Source organism: Amycolatopsis rhabdoformis, assembly GCF_035918295.1.
GTDB lineage: Bacteria > Actinomycetota > Actinomycetes > Mycobacteriales > Pseudonocardiaceae > Amycolatopsis > Amycolatopsis rhabdoformis.
The window spans coordinates 6280100-6305797 of the sequence record NZ_CP142149.1 but is presented as its reverse complement, the minus strand read 5'-3'; the positions used below and the strand labels follow the sequence as shown (position 1 = coordinate 6305797).

Below are 25698 nucleotides of genomic sequence, written 5' to 3'. Positions count from 1 at the left end.
CGGGGAAGGTTAAGGCAAAGGTGCGGAAAACGTTCGTTAGGAGATCAATCCGATATTCCGCACCTTGGCCGCGAATTACCTCGTGAGTTGGGTAAAAAATCACTTGAGTGCCGTGAGCGCCTTCTCCAGGGCGTCGAGGGCGCCGAGCGCGTCGCTGTAGCAGTTGGGCAGGAAGTAGACGGAGCCGTAGAGGTGACCGGCCGTGGTCGCGGCGAGTTTGGTGAACGCCGTCTGGCTGAACAATTCCGAGCCGAGATTGGCCGGTTTGTCCGCATTGGTGGAGTAGTAGAAGATCGCGTCGGCGTCGCGCAGATCTTCGATGAGCTCGTAGGAAACGGTCTGCTGCTGCACCGCTTTCTTCGACGCGGTGGCGAACTGCACGCCGGCGTCGGCGAGGATGCCGCCGATGGGGGATTTCGGGCCGTAGACCCAGAACTGGCCCTGGTCGAAGCCGCCCTGGATGATGTTCCAGTGCGTGCGGGCCAGCACGTCGGCGTGGTCGCGCTTGATCGCCGCCGTGCGGTCGGCGTAGCGCTGCTGCAGGCTGCTCAGCGCGTTGCCGAGCCCGAGCGCGTCGGCGCTGGCGTTGCTCATGTCCCGCCACGGCACCTTCGACGCGTTGAACGGCAGGATCACCGTCGGCGCGATCTGCTTGAGCTGCTCATACGGCGGCTTCGAGCCGTCGATGCCGAGGATGAGGTCGGGCTTGAGCGTCGCGACCTTCTCGAGGTCGATGGACCCGCCCACGGTGCCCTTCGAGATCTTCGTGATCGGCCGCCACTTCTCCACGAACTGCGGCTCCACGTACTGCTCACCCGCGCTGTACACCCCCACCGGCGTACGCCCGAGGTCGAACGCCGCGCCCATCGTGAAGCTGTCGAGCGTGACCACCCGCAGCGCCTGCTCGGGCACCTCGACCGGACCGTTCACAGTGGACACCTGGCGCGTCCTGGCGGCCGTGGGGGTCGCCGCCGGCGCGGAACAGGCGGGCAACGCGAGGAGTGCACCCACGCCGACCCCGCCGGCGAGGAAGCCCCGCCGGGTGAGCGCGTCTTCGAGAGTGGTCGCGGCGGTTCTCGGGCGCTCGAGGAGCATCATCGTCATGCCGCGGATGTTAGCTTAGGCTTTCCTTGGTCGGTAGAGGTTGTGATTGCTCTTGCTTGGTCGGTCCGGCGCCCGGGCACCTTCCCGGACGCCGGTGGCGGCTACTTGAGCTGCGCTGACGTCTTCCCGAGCACCCGTCGAGCCACGATCAGCTGCTGGATCTGCTGCGTCCCCTCGAAGATGTCCAGGATCTTCGCGTCGCGGGCCCACTTCTCCAGCAGGGATTCCTCGGTGTACCCGTACACGCCGGCCAGCTCCACGCACTTCAGAGTCACATCGACGACCGTGCGGCCCGCCTTCGCCTTGGCCATCGAGGCCTGCAGGGAGTTGGGCTTGCGGTTGTCCGCCATCCACGCCGATTCCAGCGTGAGCAGGTAGGCGGACTCGAAGTCGGCCTCCAGGGCGAGCCAGGTGGCGGCGGAGGGGTGCTGCGGGGGGTGGTCGTAGTCGATCTTGACGCCCGCGGAGGCCAGGATGCGGCGGGTTTCGTCGAGGGCGGCGCGGGCGACGCCGACGGCCATGGCCGCAACAAGTGGGCGCGTGTTGTCGAACGTCTGCATCACGCCGGCGAAGCCCTTGGCGGTGTCGATGTCTGGGGTGCCCAGGAGGTTTTCGCGGGGGACGCGGCAGTTTTCGAAGCGCAGCACCGCCGTGTCGGAGGCGCGGATGCCGAGTTTGTGCTCCACGCGGACGACTTCGAAGCCCGGCGTGCCCTTTTCGACCACAAAGGACTTGATCGCGGCGCGGCCCTTCGAACGGTCCAAAGTGGCCCAGACGACCACGGCGTCGGCGCGCTGGCCGGACGTGACGAAGATCTTCTCGCCGTTGAGCACGTAGTCGTCGCCGTCAGGGACGGCGGTGGTGGTGATGGCGGCGGAGTCGGAGCCGCAGTCGGGCTCGGTGATGGCCATGGCGGCCCAGAGGCCGGAGAACCGTTCGAGCTGCTCGTCGGTGGCGACGGAGCTGATGGCCGCGTTGCCGAGGCCCTGGCGCGGCATGGAAAGCAGCAGCCCGACGTCGCCCCAGCACATCTCGATCGTGCCGAGCACGACGTTGAGGTTGGCGCCGTTGCGGTTTCCGCGTTTCGTGTCCGGTGTGGACCGTCGCACGCCGGCCGCGCCGGCGCCGCCCTCGCCGGAGGAGTTGAGGCCGTCGAGCAGGGCCGCGAACATGTCGAGCTCGGCGGGGTAGGTGTGCTCGGCGCGGTCGTACTTGCGGGAAATCGGCCGGAACACTTCGGCCGCGGCCTGGTACGCCTGGTTGATCAGCGCGCCGGCCTTCTTCGGGACTTCGAGGTTGATCATCGAAACGAAAGCCTTTCTCAGAGGAGGACGGCGCCTTCCATCACGCCGATCGCACGCAGATCGCGGTACCAGCGCTCCACGGGGTGCTCCTTCACGAAGCCGTGCCCGCCCAGCAGTTGCACGCCGGCGTTGCCGATGCGCATGCCCTTGTCCACGGCCAGCTTGCGCGCCAGCGCGGCCTCCCGGGCGTAGTCCTTGCCCTGCTCGGCCCGCGCCGCCGCGCGCAGCGTGACCAGACGCAGGCCCTCCAGCTCGATGGCGATGTCGGCGACGGAGAACGCGACCGCCTGCCGGTGGCTGATCGGCTCGCCGAACGCGGTGCGCTCGTTGACATACGGCACCACGTAGTCGAGCACGGCCTTCGCCGTACCGGCCGCGAGCGCCGCCCAGCCGAGCCGCGAAAGGCGCACGACCTCGGTGAACACGTCGGACTTGCCGCCGCCGAGCAGCGCGCCCGCGGGCAGCGCGACCTTCTCCAGGTGCAGCTTCCCGGTCGCGGCGCCGCGCAGGCCCATCGCCGGCTCGGCCTCCACCGTCACGCCCGCCGACGACGACTCGACCAGGAACAACGCCGGCCCGCGGCCTTCGAGGTCGGCCGAAACGAGGAACAGCTCCGCCTCCGCCGCGCGCGGCACCAGCGATTTCACGCCGTCGAGCTGGTAGCCCTTCGGCGTGCGCTTGGCCTTGGTGGCGGGCTTGAACGGGTCGAACAGCGGCGTGCGCTCCAGCAGCGCCAGCGCGGCGGCGGGCACGTTGTCGCCGGCGAACGCGGGCACGTAGTCGGCCTGCTGCTGCTCGTCGCCCCAGCTCACGAGCGCCGTGCTTACCGCCGACGGCGCGAGCACCGCCACGGCCAGCCCCATGTCCCCGTGCGCGAGCGCTTCGGCGACGAGCGCGTTGGTCACGACGGACCGCTCGGTGCCGGCCCCGCCCAGCTCCTCGGGGATGCCGACGAGGCTGATGCCCAGCTCGGCCGCGCGCGTGAGCAGGCCCTCGGGCGCCGCGAGCTTGGCGTCGGCGTCCGCGGCGGCCGGTCGCAGCTGCTCGGCGGCGAACTCCGTGACGGTTTCGGTGATGAGCTGCTGGTCTTCGCTCGGTGTGAGGTCGAACAGCCCGGCGTCGTCCTGCGCGGGGGTGCCGAGCCGCGCCGGTTTGCCCAGCCGCTGCATCGACTTGAACGACCGCGTGGCCGCTCCCGCCGCGCGGAAACCGTTGCGGGTGCCCGCTTTGACCAGGTTCTGCACGGGCCCGCGCAGCCCCGCCCTGTCGATCACGCCGCTCCCGGCCAGCCGGGTGAGCGCGGCCAGACCGAAGCCCATCGCGTCTCGTTTCCTCGCCGCAGCCATGTGGCCTCTCCCTCGGGTTACCTACTCGCGAGTAGGTTAGCACGGGTTCGGCGGTGGCGGTGCGTCACCGGCCGTGGATCGAACGGCCGAACTGCTGCGCTTCCCCGGTGAATTCGCCGAGTGACGGCCATTGCACTCTTTAGTGTGGAATCGGTTTCATGGTTACCTGGGCCTCGGCACACTTCGATGTGGAATTTTCGCCGGAATGATGTGGGGAGTCATGGCCGTCACTGCCGAAGATCGAACCAGGGTTGTTTTCGAATTGTTCGACGTTGATCACAGCGGATACCTCGAGGAGTCCGATTTCGCGGCGATGTCCAGCCGCGTGGAGGACGTGGCGCAAGGTTCGGGCAGCGAGGCGAAGGAGGCGTTGCGGGCTTCGTTCACCAAGTGGTGGACCACGGTCGAACGCGAACTGGACACCAACCGCGACGGCAAGGTGAGCTACGACGAGTTCACCGCGTGCGTCCTGACGCCCGAGAAGTTCGACGACACGGTGACCGACTTCGCCGACGCCCTCTCCGCCCTCGGCGACCCCGACGGCGACGGCCTGATCGACCGCCCGCTTTTCACCGCTTTGATGCTCGCCATCGGTTTCTCCCCGACCAACGTCGACGCACTGTTCGACGTATTCTCCCCGGACGCTCAAGATCGAATCACGGTCCAGATCTGGCGCGACGGGATCGTCGAGTACTACCACCCGACGAAATCGGACGTCGCCGGCAATTACCTGGTGCCCTGACGCTCGGCGCGGCGGCAGGGTTGTCCCCCGCCGCCGCGCGCTAGGTTGCCCACCATGGCTGAACTCGGACCGGTCGCCTGGCCGCCCCTCCCGATCCGGACCGAACGGCTGGTGCTGCGCGAGTCCGAAGCCCGCGACCGGGCGACGTTCATCGAGCTCTTCAGCTCACCGGAGGCGCACCGCTACCTCGGCGGCCCCCAACCCCGCGCCGACCTGGAACGCGACGCCCCCGAAGTTCCCGGCCGGCGACCGGGCGCCTTCGTGATCGAACTCGACGCGGCGATGATCGGCACCGTCATGTTCGACCGCCGCGACGCGGAGCGCCCTGGGCACGTTCGCCCGGATGCCGGGGAGGTCGAACTCGGCTACCTGCTTTCCCCGTCGGCTTGGGGGCGCGGCTATGCCACGGAGGCCTGCGCCGCCGCGCTCGGCTGGGTCGCTGGTGCACTGGCCGGTGAGCCGGTGGTGCTGTGTACGCAGACGGCCAACGAACCTTCGATGCGCCTCGCGGCGAAGCTGGGGTTCACGGAGGTGGCGCGGTTCGAGGAGTTCGACGCTGAGCAGTGGTTCGGTGTGTGGTCGGCCTGACCACCACCCTGTGCCCCTGAACCCGCTCCGGCGCGATCTCCGGCCGGCCTATGGGCTGTCCTGCAACGGTCTTGAGTTCGCTTCGCGCCTGGGTGGGCTGCTGCGCGGCCCGCATGCCCATCGGGTGACCGCTAGGTTGTGCATCCTGAGGACTCGCAAGACCGGGGGAAGCCGTGAACCGACCACTGTTGTTCCTCGACGTGGACGGGCCGCTCAACCCCTACGCGGCCAAGCCGGAGAGGCGTCCCCACGGCTACGTCACCCTCAGAGTCCCCCGGGGCGATGAGGGTGGCCTCACGTCCCGACGACGTCCCCTCCGGGTCTGGCTCAACCCAGAGCAGGGGCGAATCCTGCTCCAACTCGGCTTCGAGCTGTGCTGGGCGACCACCTGGATGGACGACGCCAACCGGTTGCTCGCACCAGTGCTCGGCCTTCCGGAACTTCCGTTCGTCGACTTCGGCGACGCCCTGCTCCAGGAACGCCCTGACGGAGTCCACTGGAAGACCGGACCGCTGGTGGAGTACGCCGATGGCCGTCCGTTCGCCTGGGTGGACGACGAGCAGAGCGATCTCGACCAGGCCTACGTGACGGCCCACCATCGAGGTCCCGGGCTCCTCCACCACGTCAACCCACGGATCGGCTTACGGGAGAACGACTTCCGCGCACTTGCCGACTATGCCCGTTCCCTGGACGACCCGGCCGAACACCGCCTCACTCCGACGCAAGATGCACCTGCCGCCGCGCCCACGGCAACCGTTCGAAAGTGATCAGCGCCAGAATCGCCAACGCCGCCACCACCACCGAAACCGCCGCCGGCGCGTGCTCCAGCAGCGGCGTCAACGCCAGAAGAACCAAAGCCAGCACCAACCGCTGCACGTTCCAGCTCCCCAGGTTCCGCCGCCGCAACGCGCTCAGTGCGACGAGGTACAGCGCCAGACCACCGGTGAGCGACCACATCGGCACGCCGTGCAGTGCGAGGCCCGGGGCGTAGTGCACGGTGTCGGACAGATACAAAAACGCCTTCTTCAACCCCAACGCCACCAGCACGATGCCGGCGATAAGGGGTAGGTGCAGGAACGTGTACGAGTCCGTCGCGAGCTTCGTGCGCTCCAGGCCCTGCGCGCCGGACAGGCGGTGTTCGGCGGCGCGCGCGACGACGTCGAAGTAGGCCCACCACATGCCCGCCGCCACGGCGATGCCGCAGAGGGCGCAGGCGGCGATCAGCCAGGTCATGGGGACCGGGCCGATGCCGATGCCGATGGCCACGATCGATTCGCCGAGGGCGATGATCACGATGAGGCCGAAGCGTTCCGCGAAGTGCGCCGGGGAGTTGAGGCGCCAGCCCGCGGGGCCGGAGAAGTACACATTCAGGTAGTCCACGGCCAGCGCCACCACCCACAGCACCAGCTGCCACGGCCCGTCGAGGAACGCGGCGAGCACCAGCAGCCCGAGGCTCGGCACCAGGCCACGCAGCATCCGCAGCAGCACGCGCCGCAGGTCGGGGTCGTGGCGGGCCGCGCCGAGGTACGCGACCTCGTGAAGCAGCCGCACGATCGCGTAGCAGCCGACGAACAGCAGTGGCCCGTCGAGGCCGCCCGGGCGGTCCTTAAAGGCTTCGGGCACCGTGAGCGAGAGCAGGAACATCACTCCCATCGCCCCGAACATCGCGAGCCGCGCGATGCCGTGGTCGACGTGGATGGTGGTGCCGAGCCAGGCGTAGCTGCACCAGCACCACCACAGCACCGTGAGCACCAGCAGCCCCTCGACGACGCCGAGGGGGCTCAGGTGATCGGCCATGAGCTGGGTCGTCTGCGTGATCGCGTACACGAACACGAGGTCGAAGAACAGCTCGAGCGTGGACACCCGGTGGCCTTCGTCAGCCGTGACCAGGTGCAGCCTTCGTCCGGTGGGCACGCGGAATGCTTGCACGCCGGAGCGCCGCGGGGGAGCGATTTCGCCCGATGCGGATTTTCAGCGGATCGGGCACTCCAGCACCGCGTGCAGCAGCACCGTCAGCTCCGCCTCGAAATCCGGTCGCCCGCTCACCCGCCGGGTGCGGGCCAGGTCGTTGGCGATCGTCAACGCCGCGTGCACCCGGATCTTCGCCTCACGGGCGGGCAGGTCCGGCGAGATCGTCGCCAACAGGGCCACCCACTGGTCCACGTAGTCGCGCTGCACGCGCAGCAGGTCGGCCTTGTCGCGGTCCGGCATCGTCACGCGGTCGGCCGTGAAGGACACGAGCAGTTCCGGCGTGTGCAGCAGCGTGTGGACGTACGACGCGGCCAGCCGGCGCAGCGCGGAGTGTTCGTCGGGCGCGCGCAGCGCCTGCTCGGCGGCCAGCGCGAGCCGGTCCGCCGCGCGGTGGCCGATGGCGACCATCAGCGCCGCCTTGCTGGGGAAGTGCCGGTAGACGCTCGGGCCGGCGATCCCGGCCGCGGCGCCGATGTCCTCCATGCTCACCGCGTGGAAACCGCGTTCGGCGAACAGTGCCGTCGCGGCGGCCAGCACCTGTTCGCGGCGGGACGGGGTGCCGAGGCCGTCGGGCACGGCGGGCGCAGCGAGGCCCTCGGGCAGTGTGGTGTTGAGCACAGCCAGCGCCAGTTCCACCAACATCGGCACGAACCGGCGCCGCGCCACGGTGGTGTGGTGCACGGCCACGCTGCCGAACACCGACAGCGCTCCCCAGCACAGGAATTCGGCGTCGTCGGCGGTCAGTGAAGGGCGCGCGCCGAGCAGGGCCTTCGTCCACGCGTCGAGCACGGCGCCGGAGCGGCGGCGGATCTCGCGGCGCTCGTCGCGGGGCAGGTGCGGGCCTTCCCAGCGCCACAGCGCGGCGATCTCGCGCCGTTCGACGGCCTGCGTGGCGAGGCCCGTGAGCAGCACTTCCAGCTGGTCAGGGGCGCCGGAGAGCGCCGAGGCGGTCACGGCCTCCATGTCGTCGATGCCCGCGAGCACCACGTACGCCAAGATCGCCTGCTTGTCCGAGAAGTGCCGGTACAGCGCCGGCCCGGTGACCCCGGCCGCGGCGGCGATGTCGTTGATGCCGACGCCGTGGAAGCCGCGCGCACGGAACAGCCCCGCGGCGACCGCGGCGAGCTGGGCCTTGCGGTCGCGGGGGCGCGACCCGCGGGCTGGAGTACTCATGGTGAACCGACGATAGCGCGAATCGGAACACCGGCAACCCATTGACACCATCGGGTTCTGCGGGCTTATGTTAATGGGCATTAGCGTGACAACCGTCGTACGATCGATGACGAGATACACCGAAGTGTCCAACCACGCCGCTGCGCGGAGGAGTGTTCAGTGAGTAGCGAGGCCTACATCTACGAGGCGATGCGCACGCCTCGAGGTAAGAACAAGGGCGGTGCCCTCCACGGCACCAAGCCGCTCGACCTGGTGGTCGGGCTGATCGAAGAGCTCAAGGTCCGCCACCCGAACCTCGACCCGCAGGTGATCGACGACGTCATCCTCGGCGTCGTGTCCCCGGTGGGTGAGCAGGGCGCCGACATCGCGCGCACCGCCGCGCTGGTGGCCGGGCTGCCCGAGACCGTCGCGGGCGTACAGCTCAACCGCTTCTGCGCGTCGGGCCTCGAAGCCACCAACATGGCGGCCCAGAAGGTGCGCTCGGGCTGGGACCAGCTGATCATCGCGGGCGGCGTGGAGTCCATGTCGCGCGTGCCGATGGGTTCCGACGGCGGCGCGCTGTTCATGGACCCGACCACGGCGTACGACGAGTACATCGTGCCGCAGGGCATCGGCGCCGACCTGATCGCGACGATGGAGGGTTTCAGCCGCGAGGACGTCGACCGCTTCGCGGTGCGTTCGCAGGAGAAGGCCGAGGCGGCCTGGTCCGGTGGCTACTTCGCGAAGTCCGTGGTGCCGGTGAAGGACATGAACGGCGTCACGATCCTCGACCACGACGAGCACCGCCGCCCCGGCAGCACCGTCGAGGGCCTGGCGAAGCTGAAGGCCGCGTTCGCCGGCATCGGCGACATGGGCGGCTTCGACGCCGTCGCGCTGCAGAAGTACCACCAGGTCGAGAAGATCGACCACGTCCACACGGGCGGCAACTCCTCGGGCATCGTCGACGGCGCGGCCATCGTGCTCGTCGGCAGCGAGCAGGTCGGCAAGACCTTCGGCCTCACGCCGAAGGCGCGCATCGTCGCCACCGCGGCCATCGGCTCGGAGCCCACGATCATGCTCACCGGCCCCACGCCGGCCACCCACAAGGTGCTCAAGACCGCGGGCCTGACCCCGGACGACATCGACCTGTGGGAGCTCAACGAGGCGTTCGCGTCCGTCGTGCTCAAGTGGCAGAAGGACTTCCACCTGCCCGACGAGAAGGTGAACGTGAACGGCGGCGCGATCGCCATGGGCCACCCGCTCGGCGCCACCGGCGCGATGCTGGTCGGCACCGTGGTCGACGAGCTGGAACGCCGCCAGGCGCGCCGCGCCCTGGTGACCCTGTGCATCGGCGGCGGCATGGGCGTCGCGACCATCATCGAGCGGGTGTGAGGACCTCCAATGGCTGAAAGCAAGACCATCCGCTGGGAGAAGGACGCGGACGGCATCGTCACGCTGACGCTCGACGACCCGAACCAGTCGGCGAACACCATGAACGCCGACTTCCGCGAGTCGCTCGGCGTCACCGTGGAGCGGTTGGAAGCCGAGAAGGACGACATCGCGGGCGTGGTGATCACGTCGGCCAAGAAGACGTTCTTCGCCGGCGGCGACCTGCGTGACCTGATCAAGGCGACGCCCGAGCAGGCCGAGGCGTTCACCGCGTCGAGCACGCTGATGAAGTCGCAGATGCGCCGCATCGAGCAGCTCGGCAAGCCGGTCGTCGCGGCCATCAACGGCGCCGCTTTGGGCGGTGGCCTCGAAATCGCGCTGGCGACGCACCACCGCATCGCGGCCGACGCGAAGGGCAGCCAGATCGGCCTGCCCGAGGTCACGCTGGGCCTGCTGCCCGGCGGTGGCGGCGTGGTGCGCACCGTGCGGCTGCTCGGCATCCAGAGCGCGCTGCTCAACGTGCTGCTGCAGGGCACACGGCACAAGCCGCGCAAGGCGCTGGAGCTGGGCCTGGTCCACGAGGTCGTGGACACCGTCGAGGAGCTGGTGCCCGCCGCCAAGGCGTGGATCAAGGCCAACCCCGAAGGCGGTGTCCAGCCGTGGGACGTGAAGGGCTACAAGATCCCGGGCGGCACCCCGTCGAACCCGAGCTTCGCGGCCAACCTGCCCGCGTTCCCGGCGAACCTGCGCAAGCAGCTCAAGGGCGCGCCGATGCCCGCGCCGCGCGCGATCCTGGCCGCGGCCATCGAGGGCGCGCAGGTCGACTTCGACACCGCGATCACGGTGGAGACGCGCTACTTCGTGAGCCTGGCCACCGGTCAGGTCTCGAAGAACATGACCAAGGCGTTCTTCTTCGACCTGCAGTCGATCAACTCGGGTGGCTCGCGTCCGGACGGTTTCGAGAAGTACACCGCCCGCAAGGTGGGCGTGCTCGGCGCCGGGATGATGGGCGCGGCGATCGCGTACGTGTCGGCGAAAGCCGGCATCGACGTCGTGCTCAAGGACGTGTCGCAGGAAGCCGCCGACAAGGGCAAGGGCTACGCGGTCAAGCTCGAGGAGAAGGCTCTCTCGCGGGGCAAGACCACGCAGGAGAAGTCCGACGAGCTGCTCGGCCGCATCAAGGCCACCGGCGACGCGGCCGACTTCGAGGGCGTCGACTTCGTGATCGAGGCCGTGTTCGAGAGCGTGGAGCTCAAGCACAAGGTGTTCGGCGAGATCGAGAGCATCGTCAACTCCGACGCCGTGCTGGGGTCCAACACCTCGACCCTGCCGATCACCACGCTGGCCGAGGGCGTGAAGCGGACCGAGGACTTCATCGGGATCCACTTCTTCTCGCCGGTGGACAAGATGCCGCTGGTCGAGATCATCTGCGGCGAGAAGACTTCGCCCGCGACGCTCGCGAAGGTCTTCGACTACACCCTGCAGATCAAGAAGACCCCGATCGTCGTCAACGACAGCCGCGGCTTCTTCACCTCGCGCGTGATCGGCACGTTCATCAACGAGGCCGTCGCCGCGCTGGGCGAGGGCGTCGAGCCGGCGTCGATCGAGCAGGCGGGTTCGCAGGCCGGCTACCCGGCGCCGCCGCTGCAGCTCATGGACGAGCTGACTTTGACGCTGCCGCGCAAGATCCGCGTCGAGACCCGCGCCGCCGTCGAGGCCGCCGGCGGCACCTGGACGCCGCACGCGTCCGAAGCCGTCATCGACCGCATGCTCGACGACTACGACCGCAAGGGCCGCAGCACCGGCGCGGGCTTCTACGAGTACGACGAGAACGGCAAGCGCACCGGCCTCTGGCCCGGCCTGCGCGACGCCTTCAAGTCCGGCACCGGCGAAGTCCCCTTCGAGGACCTCAAGGAGCGCATGCTCTTCGCGGAGGCGCTCGAGACGGTGAAGTGCTTCGACGAGGGCGTGCTGACCACGGTGGCGGACGCGAACATCGGGTCGATCTTCGGGATCGGGTTCCCGGCGTGGACTGGTGGGGTCATTCAGTACATCAACCAGTACGCGGGTGGGTTGCAGGGGTTCGTCGACCGGTCGCGTGAGCTGGCGGCGCGGTATGGCGACCACTTCCTGCCGCCGGAGTCGTTGGTGGCTAAGGCTGCCAAGGGTGAGATCTACGAATAGGCGCTGTTAGAGGCTGATCGAGAGGGGCCCTTTCCCGGAGGTTTCCGGGGGAGGGCCTTTTTCGTGTTTGGGGGTCAGGTCTAGGCGGATGGTGTAGCCGAGGAAGCGGGCGTACATGAGGAACTCGCACAGGGTGAGGTCGTGCACTGTCGGGCTGTACTCGAGGCGGAGTTTTCTCGTGTCAACGGCGGGGTCTGGTGGCGAAGTCCGGGTGGGGCATGCGTTCGCGCCATGTCAGGGGACGTTCGGCAGGGGCGTTCTCGATGATCAGAGGGCGGATGCCGCAGCCGAGTTCGTAGGCGTATTCGGCGAGGCGGTGCGGGCTTGCTGCGGTTCGGAAGCACTGCCGATGACTGCTGCGCATCGAGTTGTCTTGACAAGTTGGTGGGTGCCAGGATGGCCTGATGGTGGACCGCAGCAGTGGTGTACCTGCGTACCGGCAGGTCGCCGAGGATCTTCGCGAGAAGATCGCGGTAGGTGAATACGCGCCGGGCGTGCAGCTGCCCAGCGAGCGCGAATTGGTCGATGCCTACGGGGTTTCGGAGTCGACGGTTCACGAAGCTGTGAACGCGCTGCAGTCAGAGGGACTGGTGACTTCCGAACCCGGCCACGGCATCGTCGTCCGGCCGTCAACGATCGTGCTGGAACGAGTGGCAGCCGCTCGGCTTTCGCGGGCCGCGCGTGAGCAGGACGGGGGAGCGTTCCGAGCCGATGCCGCCACCCGGGGCCTGACCCCGTCGGCGGAGGTGGGGGTCCGCTTCGAGCCGGCAGTCGCGCGGGTCGCCGCTCGGCTCGCGGTCCCCGAAGGCAGTGAGGTCACCGTCCGGGATCGGGTCATGCGAGTCGACGGCGTGGTGGTTCAGCTGGCCGTGTCGAGGCTCCCGCGTGAGCTGACCCGCGGAACCGCCGTCGAGAACCCGGACACCGGGCCCGGCGGGACATATGCGCGTTTGGAGGAAGCCGGCCACGCCCTTGGCTCCTTCATCGAACACGTCGGCGCGCGGATGCCGACTCCCGATGAAGCCTCGTTGTTGCAGCTCGCCGACGGTGTCCCCGTAATCACCGTCACCCGAGTGGCCTACGGGGCTGACGGCACTCCTTAGAGACGAACGACAGGGTCGACGGATCGTCACGCACTGTCGTACGAGTGGCCCGCCGACTGAGGATTCGCTCGGATGGCGGCAGAAATGCCGGGAGTTCCTGTCGGTGGTGGATGCGAAAATGGTTCATGACCACCACAACGCCCACCGAGGAGCGCCAGGATCCGCTTGCCTTCGCGGGGGCCGACAAGCTGGTGAAGCTGGTCGGGGCGCTGTACCAGCGGCCGCGGGTGGGGGATCTGCCGCGGTCGTTGCATTCGGCGAACGTGGAGTGGGAGCCGGGCTACCAGCAGGAACGCGCGGGGCGAAAGGGTTTGCCGATGGTGTGCCTGGTGGGGCCGGACGCGGGCGTCGGCGTGCTGGAGGAGTTCAAGCGGCGGCTCGGCAGTGCGCGGCCCAGTGGGGGTGTCCGGTACGCCTACCTGCCGCTCGAGGCGCTCGCCAACGAAACGGACAACGACGGCCCCGCCACCGAGGCCAGCGTGCAGGCGATCCGGGACATCCTGTGGCAGGCGCGCACTGAGCTTCTCCGCAGCCCGCGGTCCCGGGGTTCCGGCCTCAGGTTCGGGCTGTTCACGCTGGTCGTGCAGCTGATGGCCGAGAAGCTGCCCGACTCGGACCCGCCGGAGCGGACGTTGCTGCGCAAGCTGCAGGACAACGGTCTGCTGGTGCGGTTCCGTTCGGCGATCGAGAACGTCGGCAAGGAACTGGTCCCGACCAACGACACCTGGAAGTACCCGCTGCTCGTGCTGCGGTTGCTCACGATGGCGACGTTCCGCCTCGCCGTGACCGGTCGCGTGCCGCTGCTGTCCGGGCGGTACCGCTGGTTCCTGCGCCAGCCGCACCTCGCGCCGGAGATGTCGGGCAGCTTCGTGCGCTTCGCGGTGCGCCTCACTGATGGCGAGTGGCAGCAGGAGTCGCCGGAGTTCGTTGCCCGGCTTCTCGTCAACGCGTTCCTGGAAGACCTCCGCCGCGGCTACCGGCTGCAGTTCTTCCGCCGCCGGCGCATGACGTACCCGGTGCTGCTGCTCGACCACGTCACCACGGCCAACGGTGGCTACCGGCTGCTGGAGCTGGTCAACGACGTGCGCAACCAGACCGGCCTGTTCGACCCGCTGCTGGTCGTGAGCACGAGCGACGCACCGCCGCCGGACGACCGGCCCAGCGAGGACCGTCCACGGTGGACCGCGGCGGACGCAGGCGACGCGTACCGCTCGTGGCAGCACCAGCTGCTCCGCGACCGCCGCGCCCGCGACGCCGCCGCGTGGTACCTGCCGATCGGCCTCGACCCCGGCACGCCCGAGCAGCAGAGCAAGGCGCGCAAGCACGTGCAGTCGCTCGGGGACACGTATGTGTTGCGCCGGCGGCAGTCGCGGCCGCCGTGGTGGGCGACACGGTGGATGCGGATCGGGGTGCCGCTGGTGGTCGTGGCGCTCGTGGCGAGCGTCCTCGGCGTGCGGTATCAGGATTTCCGCACGAGTCACTGCGGCACGTCGAGCGAGTGGCTCACCTGGACGGGCACCGAGTGCGTGGGGATCTCCGACGGTTCGTTCGCGGTGTTCCAGCCCGCCGACGACACCATCCGGCAGGTGCTTTCCGTGATCACGGACCAGAACCGCCGCGCGGCCGAGCTGCACGACGCGCATCCGGAGCGGCCGTACATCACGCTCGTGGACCTCGAAGCGCACACGTCGTCCAACGGCACCGCCGACGGTCTCACCGCCGAACGCGAGTCGCTGGAAGGCATCGCGGTGGCGCAGCTGCGCCAGCTCACGGCCACGGCCACGGCCGAGCCGATCGTGCGCGTGCTCATGGCCAACGGCGGGCTCGGGATGCGCCAGGGCGTGGCCGTCGCGCAGCAGCTGAGCCGGATGGCCGAGCAGGACCCCAGCATCGTCGGTGTGGTGGGCCTGGACATGAGCAGCCTGCCAACGCAGCTGACGATCCGCGCGCTCGGCGACGCGGGGCTGCCGGTGGTGGCCTCCACGCTCTCGGCCGACGGGCTCGCCGACCAGAATCCCGTGTACTTCCAGGTGGCGCCGCAGAACCGTCGCGAAGCCGCGGTGGCCGCGGCCTTCGCCGCCACCCGGCCGGGCCCGCGCACGCTGCGCGTGTACTACTCCGACGACGATTCCGACACCTACAGCACGAACCTGCGCGACGACGTGGTGAAGTCGTTCAAGGACAAGGGTTTCACGGTCGAAGCCCGCGCGTTCGAGCCGGACGGCGGCCAGGTGGCACCCCCGTCGCACGATCGCTACGGCGAACGGCTCGTGGGCAACGCCGCCGCCGCGGGCCGGGACACGTGCTCCTACAACGGGTTCGTGCTCTTCGCCGGCCGCGGCGTGCCGGACTTCGGCGACTTCGCCAACGGAGCGGCCCAATGCGGCAGCACGGCCACGATCATCGGTGACGACGACGTGTCCCGCTTCGTCGCCGACCAGGTGGCGCGCGAGCAGAACCGCGCGCTGCCGTACTACTACCTGTCCTTCGCCAGCGAGCCGGCCACCGACCCGCAGGGCCTCGCGCGCGACTTCTACACCACGCTCGACCGCACGCTGTTCCCCTTCGAGCAGACCGAACGCGGCCGCTCCTTCGACGGCCACGCCGCCCTTTCCTACGACGCCGCCCTCGTGATGATCACGGCCACCGCCTACCTGCGCGAGACGTCCGCCAACATCCCGGTGACGCCGGGCGCGGTGTGGCGCGAGATCACCGCCATCCACACCTCCCGCCCCGACGACCGTCAGACGAACAAGTACATCGAGGGCGTCTCCGGCACCATCGACTACGGCGGCGACATCGGCCGGCACGTGCCGGAAGCCAAGCCGGTCTCCGTGCTGCGCGTGGAGGGCGGTGAGGTGGTGCGCGGCCTGCAGGGCTTCTGCGGCATGGCGGCGGGGCACACGTCGGACGCCTGGTGTCCAGCGGATTCGTGAGCGCTACTCGGAAGGCCAGCGACGGACGTAGGCCTCGGGCACCGTGGTGCCGCCTCGGAGCTCGAGGTTGTGCACGTTCAGGCGGGGCCGGGTGAGGCCGTGCTCGTCGATCGCGAGGTCGACCGAGTCGAGCACGCAGTCGATCAGCCAGATCATCCGCTCGTGGGCCTTGTACGGGGTGATCGCCCAGCGGCACCGGGTGACTCGCACGTCTTCGAAGACTAGCCGCGGCCGTCGGTCCTTTTCGGACCACGGTTCCTCGACCGAGTCGAAGTCCAGGCGGGCATCGGTGAACTCGGTCTTGCCGAACCGGACGTCGCCCGGACGCAGGGCCATCCCGGAGAAGTCCACCAGCTCACCGAGGAACCGGCACCGGTAGAAGTCGATCGGGCCGCGCCCGACACGCCAGCCGGAACAGTCCAGCTCCCGGCCCTTGAACTCGGTGCCGACGAACTCGGCACCGGCGTCGAACCGCGCGAACGTGAACGTCGATCGCTCGGACTCGAACACGGTGCCGTGGCAGCTGAGCTTGCCGGTGAAGGCGGCCCAGTCGAACGTGGTGAGTTCGCCGGTGAACCTCGCTCCGTCGAAGACCGCCGAGCCGGCGAACTCCAGGTGCGAGAAGTCGGCGTTGAGGAACCTGACCCCGGTGAAGTCGAAGGTGAGCTCGTGCCACCGCCAGGCGCCGCGGCGGCCCAACCGATCGCGGAACGTGCGGAGGATGGCCTGCTGCACCTCGGTTTCCTCGGTTGAGACCTCGTCCGGTGACAGGCGGAGGTACCCGCACAACACGTCCACGCACACCTGGCGCTTGTCGACCCAGTCGTCCGCCAGGCCGGCGAGGGAGTAGACGGCGGTCAACCGCACCGCCGGGCTTTCGTGCGCCAGCTGCTCGGCGGCTTTGCCGAGGCGTTCGTTGAAGCGCTGGACCGTTTCCCGTTCGTCCTTCTCGACGGCGAGCCGGTGCTCGTCTTCGGTCACCCGCTGCTTGCGGTAGTTGACCGCGAGCAGCACGACACCGCCGAACCCCGCGACCACCGACAGGGCGATCTTCATGAGATCGAGGAACTGGTCGACGCCGAACGAGGCCGTGCTCGGCAACCGCGGCCAGCCGAGGAACCAGAGCAGGCCGCCGAAGGTCACCGCGGCGACCGCGAGGCCGATGATCAGCCACGCGACCACCGACAGCGCGATCCGGCCCCGGCGCCGGCTCAGGGACGGCACGAGGCGATCGACGGTGTCTACCAGCGCGGTCCGCACCGAACGCCGGCGCGCGAGCACCGCCACACCCGCGAGCACAGCGACGGCGACGAGGGCGTAGCGAAGCCAATCGGACACGGTGGACGAGATTAGCCGCTACCGCGCACGCGTGTCCGGCGGTTGCGCGGGCTCACCTCACCGGGCGGTACCGGAGATCGACCGCCAGCGCCGGATCACCGTCGTGGATGCGGGCGAAGTGGACGGGCGGGGTGCCGGGGCTGTCGAACAGACGCACGCCCGAGCCGAGCATCACCGGGGCCAGGTGCACGTGGAACTCGTCGATCAGCCCGAGTTCCAGGCATTGGCGGGCGATGTCCTGGCTGTGGATCTCCAGGTCCTTGCCCTTCGCGGCGGCCAGGGCGATCTCGACGGCCTCGGTGAGATCGCAGTCCAGGAAGGTGACGGTGTCGTCCGGGATCGCGTCCTCGGGGTGGTGCGTGAGCACGAAGACCGGACCCGTCCAGTCGCCGCCGTAGGGCTGCCGACCCGCTTGGCCCGGGACGCGCTGCGTGAGGGCGTCGTAGCCGCGGCGACCGCCCAGCACCGCGCCGAGGGTGGCGATGGCTTCGTGGTGGACGCCGGGGGCGACTTTGGTGCCCGACATCCAGTCCATCGAGTGGCCGGGGCCGGCGGCGAAGCCGTCGAGCGACATCATCAGGTGCCAGCGCACGTTGCCCATGGAGGTCTCCGTTCGTTTTCGGTGTGCCCGTACTGACCGGCGGGCACCCGAAAACTCATCGGCCGAGCATCCACCTCACGAAATCGAAGAACTCCTTGGCGTAGAGGTGCGGCTCGTCGGCGGCCGCCGCGACCTCGTCGACCCAGCGGTACACCTCGGCGTAGCGCGGAAGCCGGTCGGCTTCGTACGCCTGCAGCGCGGCCGGCACGTCCGCGTCCGTGAGGTGCTCGGCGAGGACCAGCGCGTCTTCGACGCCCAGGGAGGCGCCGGAGGTGATGTGCGGGGAGACGGCGTGCGCGGAGTCGCCGGCGAGGGCGACGTGGGCGGAGACCCAGCGGGATTGCCGGGGCAGCGCCAGCACACGGTTGCTGACCACGCGCTCGTCCGGCGTCGCTTCGATGGCTTCGCGCAAGGGGAAGGACCAGCCGCCGTCGTAGAGGTGGGCGACGCGGGCGAGAGCTTGCTCCTTCGGCGAGCCCTCGGGCGGCGGCGAGCCCAGCTGGGCGATGACCCAGAACGCCGTGCCGCCACCGCTGCGGACCACCCCGCCGCGGGTGCGTTCGCGGCCGATCACGAACCGTTCCGACGTGATCGCCGGGATGGCGCTCTCCGCGACGATCCCGCGCCACGCCAGGTGGCCGGGGTAGTCCTGCGCGGCCGAGCCGGGGGAGAGCTGCTCGCGGATGCGCGAGTGCACGCCGTCGGCGCCCACGAGGAGGTCGGCTTCCTCGGTCGAGCCGTCGGAGAACTCCACGGTGACGCCGGCGTCGTGGTCGCGGTAGCCGGTCACGCGCGCGCCGGTGCGCAGTTCGTCCGGCGTCAGCGCGGCGGCGAGCAGCTCGTTGAGGCGCTGGCGCGTGATCATGAGGTAGTCGACGTCGGCGAGGTCGCCGTAGTACTCGTCCATGACCTCACCGGCCGGGTCCTGGTAGCGGATCGCGCTCGGCGCGCCCGCCGCGCGGATCTCACCGCCCACACCGAGCCGGTCGAACACCGCGAGCGCATTCGCCCACAGCCCCAGCGCGGCGCCGACGCCGCGGATCTCCGATTCCTGTTCGCACACCAGGGTTTCGAACCCCGCTCGCCGGAGCGCAAGCCCGGTCGTCAACCCGACAACGCCGCCCCCGGCGACCACCGCTCGTTTTCGCACGGGCCACATCTTCCTCGCGGAAACGGTGTGGTGACAAGCCGGAAAAGGTGGCACAAGATCACCGGTGCGGCCCAGTGGTGCGGTTTTTTCCGGATCTTGGCAGTTGAGGTCTAGACCTCGTAACGGTGCGGCCGCGTGCCGGGTCCGCTGCTGACGGTATCGCGGCGATCCGTCGCAGGGTGCGTTTTGTTGCCCAGCAACGGGTTCCGTACCTTTCTGTGGATTCGTTCACGTCTGTAACGTTTCATGGTAATTCCTCGACAAGGCGGCGCACGGTCATTTTTTCGAGGAGGCACAAGGTGTTGCGAAAACTGGGAATGCTCTTGGCTGCCGGTTTGCTGGTCGCCGGCTGCGGCGCGGCACCTGCTCCGAGCGGAAGCGGTGGCGTCGTCCCGCCGGTCACCACGGCTTCACTGCCGAGCACTTCCTCTTCGCCGGTAACGACTTCCGCGACGCCGACGACCGAATCGTCCGCTTCGACCACTTCCGTGCCGACGGACGTCGCACCGCAGACCACCGCTTCGAAGACCGTACCCAAGGTCACCGTTCCGAAAACCACAGCGAAACCGAAGACGACGCCGAAAACCACCGCCGCGGCGCCGAAAACCAACACCGCGGCCTGCAGCGCGGACTACTACCGCAACTCCTCGGGCGTCTGCGTGCACCGTCCGTCGTCCAACCCGGCCGGTGCGACCGCCAAGTGCAACGACGGCAGCTACAGCTACAGCCAGCACCGCTCCGGCACCTGCTCCGGCCACGGCGGCGTCGCGGTCTGGATCAACCGCCCCGCGAGCTGACCGCGCCGTGACGGGTACCCGCCCGATTCCCGATCGGGCGGGCACCGGCGTCAATGGTGGTGCGTGACCTTGGTGTGGCTGGTCGAGTGGGTGGTCGTCGAGTGCGACGTCGACCCGGTGCTGTGGCCGTGGACCACGACGAAGTAGACGATCACGGCGACCACGATCAGCGCGAGGATGGCCGCGATGGCGATCTTCGCCTTGCTGTAGGGCCGTTCGCCCTGCACTTCGCCGGTGCGGCCGTTGACGAGGATCCGCCAGTTCTTGCCGGCGTACACGTAGGTGGCGACCCACACCGGCAGCAGCATCAGCTTGAAGGTGACGTCGCGGTGTGACGTGTTCATCGACTGCACGCGCTGCTCGTCACCGCCGATGTCGTGGCGGCAGTCGTCCTCGATGACCGGCGTCATGCGGCGCTTGGCTTCCTCGAAGCCGCTTTCGGCCTCGATGTCGTAGCGCAGCGCGAAATGCCCGGCGAGGAACTGCGGCTGGTACGGCTCGGCCTGCTCCAGTGGCCACGGCGCGAGCCGGTCGAGCTCCTTCGGCGGCAGCTGCGTGCTGCCCAGCACCAGCACGTCGTCGAAGAACCGGGCGACCTGGCCGCCGGCCGGGTACCACCGCGTGCGCTGCACCCGGCGGGTCTTCTGCTGCCCGTTGTCGTAGTAGGTCTCGGTGACCCAGTAGTGCTCGCCGCGCTGTCCGGAGTAGACGGTGTCGGTCTGCGAATCGTAGGTCCAGTGCGGGATGTAGGTGCTCTTGGTGGACTCGGCGGTGCCGACCTTCTTCAGCGCGTTGGGCGCGAACCAGCGTGAGTTCGTCCACTTCTTCAGGTGTGTGCTCACCGCGGCCTTGTCGAACTGGAACGGCAGCACGCCTTCGGGCACGAGCTGGCCGGACGCCTGCGCGTCGATCACCAGGGGCGCACCGCAGAACTGGCACAGGCTGGCCGTCTCGTTCGTCTCGGTGGTGGCGCCGCAGCGCTGGCACTTGAAGACGTACTGGCCGATCGTGGCCACCGGCTTGCGGGCCAGACCGGTGAGGTCGGCGAACGCGATCTCGCGGATCTGCCGGTCGCCGGCCGTGATCTCCTGGCGGTACCCGCAGTACGGGCACTGCATCGAGGTCGACCCCGGCGCGAACTCCAGGCGGGCGCCGCAGCCGCCGCACGGGTAGGTGGTCGCGGCCGTGTTCGCCGGCGCGAACGCGGGCGGCGGAGCGGACTGCGGGGGTCCGCCGGGCATCGGTGCTCCAGGCATGGGCGCGCCGGGCATGGCGCCGCCCGGCATGGGCCCGGGCATCGGTCCGCCGGGCATGGGCGCCCCGGTCATCGGTCCGCCTGGCATGGGTCCGCCGGGCATGGCACCGCCCGGCATGGGGCCACCAGGGAACGGTCCGCCTGGCATGGGGCCACCAGGGATGGGCCCGCCGGGCATCGGTCCGCTCGGCATCGGGCCGTGGTGCGGGTAGTTCGGGTTGGTCATGGCGGCTCCCCTCCGCTGGACGAGTCTGGACGGCTCAGGACTGCGGCGGCAGCGGCGGCGGGGTGGCGCCGAACAGCGGCGACACCTCCGGTACCTGCGCGGCCGGCGTCCATTGCGGCATCCCGTTCCTCCACACGAGGGTGTCCCGGGTGAGCGTGCCCGTGGAGATCTGCTGCCCGAGCTGAGCCCGGTCGAACGGGCCCAGTTGCTGACCGTTCGCGCCCAGGAACCACTGCTCGGCCTGCGGCAGCGGCGGCGGCATCTGCGGTGTCGGCGCCGACGGCGGCTGCTGCTGATACTGCTGCTGCGGTTGCTGCTGGTACTGGGGTTGCTGGAACTGCTGGGGCTGCTGGAACTGCTGCTGCTGGTACCCCTGCGGCCCCGCGGCCCGCTGGCCGAGCGCCATGCCGAGGCCGATGCCCAGGCCTTCGCCCGCGCCGCCCTGGTTGTTCGCGGCGGCTTCGATCGCGTTGGCGGACTGGAACTTCGTGTACTGGTCGAGGTCGCCGACCACACCCATCTGGGTCCGCTTGTCCATCGCGGCCTCGACCTCGGGCGGGACCGAGATGTTCTCGATGATGAACTTCGAGATCTCGATGCCGTTGCTGTGCAGTTCGAGGTTGAGCGCGTTGGCGATCGCGCCGCCGATCCGGTCCTGCTGGGTCACGAGATCGAGCATCGGCACCTTGGCCGCGGCGATGGCGGGGCCGAGCTTGCCGATGATCATCTGCCGGAGGTACTCGGAGACCTCCTCGGTGCGGAACTGCGGGTCGGTGCCCGCGAGCTCCTTGAGCAGCGCGACCGGCTCGATCACCCGCACCGCGTACCCGCCGAACGCGCGGAGCCGGACCATGCCGAACTCCGGGTCGCGCAGGATGATCGGGTTCTGCGTGCCCCACTTGAGGTCGGTGAACTGCCGGGTGTTGACGAAGTAGACCTCGGCCTTGAACGGCGAGTTGAACCCGTACTTCCAGCCCTTGAGGGTGGACATGATCGGCATGTTCTGCGTCTGCAGCGTGTGCATGCCCGGGGCGTACGCGTCGGCGACCTGGCCCTCGTTCACGAAGACCGCGGCCTGCGACTCGCGGACGGTGAGCTTGGCGCCCATCTTGATCTCGTTCTCGTAGCGCGGGAAGCGCCACACGATCGTGTCCCGGCTGTCGTCGGTCCACTCGATGATGTCGATGAACTCGCCGCGGATCTTGTCGAAAATCCCCACGTACCGGCCCCCGTCGCCTCCGTCGTTCCGGGCGCTCCCCGGCCCGTCGACACAGTACCGTGCGCCCCGTCCGGACGTGGCCGGAACCACCAGGTGCCAGGCCGCGGGTGCGGGCGGTGCCCGGTCGCGTCGAAGCGCCGAAGGTGTCCACATTGGACATCCCGGAGCGCCGCCGTCGGACGAATTCCCTGAGGGGACTGTCCGTTTTGACTGCTCCATTCAGCCCAATCCGCTAAGTCGGGTCCGTCACGTACCTCCCGCCGAGGCCGGTCCAACCGGTAACGTCCCTTCCGGTACCGCGTACGACTAATCCGGGGGCACACCGTGGCTCAGACAAGCGCGCGAGCGATCGTTCCGGTGCTCGCCTCGTGCGGCCTCGTCGCGTCGTTCATGCAGACGCTGGTGGTGCCGCTGATCCCGGCGTTCCCGCGCCTGCTCGACGCCTCGGCGACCGACGCCTCCTGGGTCGTCACCGTGACGCTGCTGGCCGGCGCCATCATCACGCCCGTCGCGGGGCGGCTCGGCGACCTCTACGGCAAGCGCCGCATCCTCCTCGCGAGTCTCGCCGTGCTGGTCCTCGGCTCGGTCGTGTCCGCCGTGACGAGCGACCTCGCGCTGATGGTCGTCGGCCGCGGCCTGCAGGGCTGCGCGATGGGCGTGATCCCGCTCGGCATCAGCATCATGCGCGACGAGCTCCCGCCGGAGAAGGTCAGCGGCGCCGTCGCCCTCATGAGCGCGACGCTCGGGGTCGGCGGCGCGATCGGCCTCCCGCTGGCGGCCATCGTGGCCGAGAACGCCGACTGGCACGTCCTCTTCTGGAGCGCCGGCGCCCTCGGCGTGGTCTGCGCGGCGCTGATCCTGCGCTACGTGCGCGAATCACCCGTCCGCACGCCCGCACCCTTCGACTACGTGGGCGCGCTCGGCCTCGTCGTCGGCCTGACCTGCCTGCTGCTGCCGATCGTCAAGGGCAGCGAGTGGGGCTGGACCAGCGCCGGCACGCTCGGCAGCGCGGCCGCCGCGATCGTCGTGCTGCTGGCGTGGGGCTGGTACCAGCTGCGTCGCCGCGACCCGCTGGTGGACCTGCGCGTGTCGGCTCGCCGGCCGGTGCTGTTCACGAACCTGGCGTCGATCATGGTCGGGTTTTCGATGTACGCCATGGCCTTGTCGTTCCCGCAGCTGCTGCAGGCACCGGCCACCACTGGCTACGGGCTCGGCCAGACCATGGTCCAGGCGGGCCTCTGCCTGGCGCCCAACGGCCTGGTCATGATGGCCCTCTCACCCGTGTCCGCCCGCCTGACCAACCGCTACGGCGCCCGCGTGACGCTGATGACCGGCGCCGTGGTGATCGCGCTCGGGTACGTGTTCGCGATGGTGCTCATGGACAACGTCGCCGAGCTGATCACCGCGTCGGTGATCATCGGGGCCGGTGTGGGCATCGCCTACGCCGCCATGCCCGCGCTCATCATGGGATCGGTGCCGGTCACGGAAACGGCGTCCGCCAACGGCCTCAACTCGCTCATGCGCTCGGTCGGCACGTCGACCTCCAGCGCGGTGATGGCCGCGCTGCTCGCCAACCTCACCATCACCGTCGGCGCGATCACGGTGCCGTCGCTGGCCGGCTTCCGCACCACGTTCGTGGTGGCGGCCGTCGCCGCGCTGATCGGGCTGGGCCTCACGGCCTTGGTGCCCCGAGTCCGCGCGAAGACGGCCGCCCCGGAACCCGCGGCGGTCTAGAGCAGCGGCGGCACCGACGCGTCGATCAGGTGCGGCCCCGGCTCGGCGAGCGCGCGGCCGAACTGCTCGGCCAGCTCTTCGGCCGTGGTCGCGCGCGTGGCGGGCACGCCCATGCCCTCGGCCAGCTTCACGAAGTCGAGGTCCGGCCGGCTGAGGTCGAGCAGCTCCTGGGCCTTCGGACCGTCGGCCGCCGCGCCGACGCGCTGCAGCTCCAGGCGCAGGATCGCGTAGGCGTGGTTGTTGAGGATCACCGTGGTCACGTCGAGGTTTTCGCGGGCCTGCGTCCAGAGCGCGGAGATCGTGTACATCGCGCTGCCGTCGGACTGCAGGTTGATCACCGGACGCGAGGGCGCGGCGATCGCGGCCCCGGTGGCCACCGGCATGCCGAAGCCGATCGCCCCGCCGGTGAGGGTGAGCACGTCGTGGCGCGGGGCGCCGGCGGTGGCGCCGGGCAGCAGCAGGCCGGACGTGTTGGCTTCGTCGGCGATGATCGCCTGCTCGGGCAGCAGCGCGCCGATCACCTCGACCCAGTTCTGCGCGGTGAGCGGCCCGCTCGGCAACGCCGGGCGCGAAGCCTCCTGCAGCACGGGTTCCACTTCCGCCGCCACGAGGGCCGCGACGTCCGCCAGCGCCTTCACCACGTCCTGCCCGACTTCGGCGAGCGTGTGCACCTTCGCGCCTTCGGGCACGAGGACACTCGGCTTGCCGGGGTAGGCGAAGAACGACACCGGCGCGCGCGTGCCGGCCACGATCAGGTGCTTGATGCCGTCGAGCTGGTACATCGCCTGCTCGGCGAGGTAACCGAGCCGCTCGATGTTCGGCAGGCCGGCGCCGCGTTCCAGCCGCGTCGGGAAGGTCTCGATCAGCGCCTTCACGCCCGTCGCCGTAGCGATGCGGCTGACGGCGAGCAACCCGGCCTCACGGCAGGCCGCGCCGCCGACGAGCAGCGCCACCGGCTCACCACTGCGCAGGATCTCGGCGATGTTCTTCACCGTCGTCGCGTCCACGGCGTGCGGCGCGCGCGGCGGGATCGGCGCGCACGTCTCGCCGCCGTCGCCCCACGACGCGTCGGCGGGCAGGATCAGCGTGGCCACCCGGCCCGGCGCGTCCTGCGAAGCCGCGACGGCCGCGGCCGCGTCGGCACCGACGTCCTTCGTGTGCTCCGAACGCCGCACCCAGCCCTCGAGCGAACCCGCGACCGCGTCGATGTCCGACTCCAGCGGTGCGTCGTACTGCTTGTGGTAAGTCGCGTGATCACCGACCACGTTCACCACCGGCGTGTGCGCGCGCCGCGCGTTGTGCAGGTTGGCCAGGCCGTTGCCCAGGCCCGGCCCGAGGTGCAGCAGCGTCGCGGCGGGCTTGTCGGCGATACGGGCGTACCCGTCGGCCGCGCCGGTCACCACACCCTCGAACAGCCCGAGCACCCCGCGCATCTCCGGCACGGAGTCGAGCGCGGTGACGAAGTGCATCTCCGACGTGCCGGGGTTCGAGAAGCACACCTCCACCCCGGCGTCGACGAGGGTGCGGATCAGGGACTGGGCGCCGTTCATGCTGCTCAC

At 69.6% G+C, this 25698-nt stretch carries 19 protein-coding genes and 2 pseudogenes; 9 read left to right on the top strand and 12 right to left on the bottom strand.

The window, feature by feature from the left end:
* Nucleotides 1–99: 99 nt before the first annotated feature.
* From VSH64_RS28915 to VSH64_RS28905, 3 genes are all read right to left on the bottom strand, one after another.
* The gene (locus tag VSH64_RS28915) at nt 100–1104 is read right to left on the bottom strand and encodes an ABC transporter substrate-binding protein (protein WP_326565882.1); all 1005 of its coding nucleotides are present in this window, start codon (nt 1102–1104) and stop codon (nt 100–102) included.
* 101 nt (nt 1105–1205) lie between these two features.
* On the bottom strand, nt 1206–2408 hold the full coding sequence (locus VSH64_RS28910; protein WP_326565881.1) for an acyl-CoA dehydrogenase family protein: 1203 nt from the start codon (nt 2406–2408) through the stop codon (nt 1206–1208).
* A 17-nt stretch (nt 2409–2425) separates the two neighbouring features.
* Nucleotides 2426–3727, bottom strand: a complete 1302-nt coding sequence (locus tag VSH64_RS28905) for an acyl-CoA dehydrogenase family protein (RefSeq protein ID WP_326838045.1) — start codon at nt 3725–3727, stop codon at nt 2426–2428.
* A 232-nt stretch (nt 3728–3959) separates the two neighbouring features.
* On the opposite strand from VSH64_RS28905, the gene VSH64_RS28900 reads away from it, so the two are divergent.
* The 3 genes from VSH64_RS28900 (at nt 3960) to VSH64_RS28890 (ending at nt 5851) form a co-directional block, all read left to right on the top strand.
* Complete coding sequence (locus tag VSH64_RS28900; protein WP_326565880.1) at nt 3960–4496, top strand: EF-hand domain-containing protein; 537 nt, start codon at nt 3960–3962, stop codon at nt 4494–4496.
* A 54-nt stretch (nt 4497–4550) separates the two neighbouring features.
* Nucleotides 4551–5084, top strand: a complete 534-nt coding sequence (locus VSH64_RS28895) for a GNAT family N-acetyltransferase (RefSeq protein ID WP_326565879.1) — start codon at nt 4551–4553, stop codon at nt 5082–5084.
* A 173-nt stretch (nt 5085–5257) separates the two neighbouring features.
* Nucleotides 5258–5851 carry a hypothetical protein gene (locus tag VSH64_RS28890; RefSeq protein ID WP_326565878.1) on the top strand — a complete coding sequence of 198 codons (594 nt, stop codon included), beginning with the start codon at nt 5258–5260 and terminating at the stop codon, nt 5849–5851.
* On the opposite strand, the gene VSH64_RS28885 is transcribed toward VSH64_RS28890, so the two are convergent.
* Nucleotides 5796–6998 carry a low temperature requirement protein A gene (locus tag VSH64_RS28885; RefSeq protein WP_326565877.1) on the bottom strand — a complete coding sequence of 401 codons (1203 nt, stop codon included), beginning with the start codon at nt 6996–6998 and terminating at the stop codon, nt 5796–5798. The genes VSH64_RS28890 and VSH64_RS28885 overlap by 56 nt on opposite strands.
* A 57-nt stretch (nt 6999–7055) precedes the next feature.
* Entirely contained in the window at nt 7056–8228 is a 1173-nt protein-coding gene (locus VSH64_RS28880; RefSeq protein ID WP_326565876.1) for a TetR/AcrR family transcriptional regulator, read from the bottom strand.
* Between the two features lie 159 nt (nt 8229–8387).
* On the opposite strand from VSH64_RS28880, the gene VSH64_RS28875 reads away from it, so the two are divergent.
* The 4 genes and pseudogenes from VSH64_RS28875 to VSH64_RS28860 all read left to right on the top strand — a co-directional run bounded on the left by VSH64_RS28875 (nt 8388) and on the right by VSH64_RS28860 (nt 15819).
* Nucleotides 8388–9599 (top strand): acetyl-CoA C-acetyltransferase, encoded by a 1212-nt coding sequence (locus VSH64_RS28875; RefSeq protein ID WP_326565875.1) that lies wholly within the window; start codon nt 8388–8390, stop codon nt 9597–9599.
* Nucleotides 9600–9608: 9 nt separating this feature from the next.
* Complete coding sequence (locus VSH64_RS28870) at nt 9609–11780, top strand: 3-hydroxyacyl-CoA dehydrogenase NAD-binding domain-containing protein (protein ID WP_326565874.1); 2172 nt, start codon at nt 9609–9611, stop codon at nt 11778–11780.
* 404 nt (nt 11781–12184) lie between these two features.
* Nucleotides 12185–12943: pseudogene (locus tag VSH64_RS28865) on the top strand (GntR family transcriptional regulator).
* 65 nt (nt 12944–13008) lie between these two features.
* Complete coding sequence (locus tag VSH64_RS28860) at nt 13009–15819, top strand: type 1 periplasmic-binding domain-containing protein (RefSeq protein WP_326565872.1); 2811 nt, start codon at nt 13009–13011, stop codon at nt 15817–15819.
* A gap of 3 nt (nt 15820–15822) precedes the next feature.
* Here the strand turns inward: VSH64_RS28860 and VSH64_RS28855 are convergent, their stop codons facing one another.
* The 4 genes from VSH64_RS28855 to VSH64_RS28840 all read right to left on the bottom strand — a co-directional run bounded on the left by VSH64_RS28855 (nt 15823) and on the right by VSH64_RS28840 (nt 19521).
* Nucleotides 15823–17157 carry a hypothetical protein gene (locus VSH64_RS28855; protein WP_326565871.1) on the bottom strand — a complete coding sequence of 445 codons (1335 nt, stop codon included), beginning with the start codon at nt 17155–17157 and terminating at the stop codon, nt 15823–15825.
* 52 nt (nt 17158–17209) lie between these two features.
* On the bottom strand, nt 17210–17758 hold the full coding sequence (locus VSH64_RS28850) for a dihydrofolate reductase family protein (protein WP_326565870.1): 549 nt from the start codon (nt 17756–17758) through the stop codon (nt 17210–17212).
* Nucleotides 17759–17813: 55 nt separating this feature from the next.
* Nucleotides 17814–18908, bottom strand: coding sequence for an FAD-dependent oxidoreductase (locus VSH64_RS28845; RefSeq protein ID WP_326565869.1), 1095 nt, complete (start codon nt 18906–18908; stop codon nt 17814–17816).
* Between the two features lie 244 nt (nt 18909–19152).
* Entirely contained in the window at nt 19153–19521 is a 369-nt protein-coding gene (locus VSH64_RS28840; protein ID WP_326565868.1) for a hypothetical protein, read from the bottom strand.
* A gap of 37 nt (nt 19522–19558) precedes the next feature.
* Here VSH64_RS28840 and VSH64_RS28835 point away from each other — a divergent pair.
* Nucleotides 19559–19705: pseudogene (locus VSH64_RS28835) on the top strand (DUF3761 domain-containing protein); the annotation flags it as partial.
* Nucleotides 19706–19755: 50 nt separating this feature from the next.
* Here the strand turns inward: VSH64_RS28835 and VSH64_RS28830 are convergent.
* Nucleotides 19756–20946: a hypothetical protein gene (locus VSH64_RS28830; protein WP_326565866.1), complete on the bottom strand. Its 1191-nt coding sequence runs from the start codon at nt 20944–20946 to the stop codon at nt 19756–19758.
* 274 nt (nt 20947–21220) lie between these two features.
* Nucleotides 21221–22405 (bottom strand): SPFH domain-containing protein, encoded by a 1185-nt coding sequence (locus tag VSH64_RS28825; protein WP_326565865.1) that lies wholly within the window; start codon nt 22403–22405, stop codon nt 21221–21223.
* A gap of 324 nt (nt 22406–22729) precedes the next feature.
* On the opposite strand from VSH64_RS28825, the gene VSH64_RS28820 reads away from it, so the two are divergent.
* Nucleotides 22730–24139, top strand: a complete 1410-nt coding sequence (locus VSH64_RS28820) for an MFS transporter (protein WP_326565864.1) — start codon at nt 22730–22732, stop codon at nt 24137–24139.
* Here VSH64_RS28820 and VSH64_RS28815 read toward each other — a convergent pair.
* On the bottom strand, nt 24136–25689 hold the full coding sequence (locus tag VSH64_RS28815; RefSeq protein WP_326565863.1) for an acetolactate synthase large subunit: 1554 nt from the start codon (nt 25687–25689) through the stop codon (nt 24136–24138). The genes VSH64_RS28820 and VSH64_RS28815 overlap by 4 nt on opposite strands.
* Nucleotides 25690–25698: the final 9 nt, after the last annotated feature.